The following is a 1233-nucleotide window of genomic DNA, read 5'->3' as shown; positions in this document are numbered from 1 at the left end:
GGATTGGACTGGGCTATCGCCGGCGTGGCAAGCGCGGCGGCCGCTGCCGCGACACCAACACCGGATGCACCGGCCTTACGGATGAACGAACGACGATCCATGCATTTTCCTCCCGTTTAGAACCAACAGACCGATGCTCGGACATCCGCGGTGCCCTGATCGGCTGCGCGAAACAATACACGGGCAAGATGTCGAGTCCAGCACCGCGGGCAACGTGCAACTATAGTCTAACGCCGACCGTCCTGGCCCATTCGGAGAGCCGAAACTTGCCATGGCAAAGTGCCGACTGATCGCCTATTTTGTAGGCAGAATAATTCGTTAGCCCTCGATGGAACCCGTATCCAAAATGCAGCAGCCGCTCGTTGCCGTCTCAACCGATGTCCGCCAGTTCGACAACTACACATGGCATGCCGCGCCCCAGCAATATATCGAAGCGGCGATCGCTGGCGCCGGCGTGTTCCCGCTCCTGGTGCCGTCCTTCGGCGACCGGCTCGATTTCGACGAGCTGCTGTCCTCGGTCGACGGCGTCATGGTGACGGGTTCGAAATCCAACGTGCATCCCTCGCTCTATGGCGGCGATCCCAGCGAGGCCAACGGCCCCTACGACCCGGCGCGCGACTCCACCACGCTGCCGCTGATCCGCAAGGCGATCGAGCGCGGCGTGCCGCTGCTCGCCATCTGCCGCGGGATCCAGGAGCTCAACGTGGCGCTGGGCGGGACGCTCGGCACCGAGATCCAGGAGCGCGAAGGCTCGCTCGATCACCGCGCGCCGGTGAGCGAGAATCAGGACGAGCGCTTCGGCATCCACCAGACGATTTCGATCAAGCCCGGAACCTGCCTCGCCGGCGTGTTCGGCGCCGGCGACATCAAGGTCAACTCGCTGCATCGCCAAGCGATCGACCGGCTCGGATCGAAACTGCAGGTCGAGGCTTTGGCGACCGACGGCACGATCGAGGCCGTCTCGGTCAAGGAGGCCCGCGCCTTCGCCGTCGGCGTCCAGTGGCACCCCGAATATTGGGTGAAGTCGGACAGCAACTCGGCAAAGATCTTCCGCGCCTTCGGCGATGCCGTGCGCCTGCATGCGGCGGCGAAGGCCGGTGCACGCGCGGCGGCGGAATAGCCGAACCCGAGCAGCTCAGTCGCTGGTCGTCGCGTTCAGCGCCAAAAGCGGGGCGGCCGGTGCATAGGATTCGTAGCCGTCGCCATCAGCAATACCGAAGGTGACGATCGGAT

The 1233-nt window shown here is 64.3% G+C and carries 1 protein-coding gene; it reads left to right on the top strand.

The window, feature by feature from the left end; genetic code table 11:
• Positions 1-346 precede the first annotated feature (346 nt).
• Positions 347-1120, top strand: coding sequence for a gamma-glutamyl-gamma-aminobutyrate hydrolase family protein (locus EOA60_RS33645; RefSeq protein ID WP_067003338.1), 774 nt, complete (start codon positions 347-349; stop codon positions 1118-1120).
• The last annotated feature ends 113 nt before the right edge of the window (positions 1121-1233 follow it).

The organism is Mesorhizobium sp. M1A.F.Ca.IN.020.06.1.1, from assembly GCF_004023265.1.
Lineage (GTDB): Bacteria > Pseudomonadota > Alphaproteobacteria > Rhizobiales > Rhizobiaceae > Mesorhizobium.
This window is presented reverse-complemented; position numbering and strand designations above follow the sequence as displayed.

Bases quoted from the DNA above. Each gene is read 5' to 3' on its own strand.
- EOA60_RS33645 (WP_067003338.1), top strand. From the start codon at position 347: ATGCAGCAGCCGCTCGTTGCCGTCTCAACCGATGTCCGCCAGTTCGAC.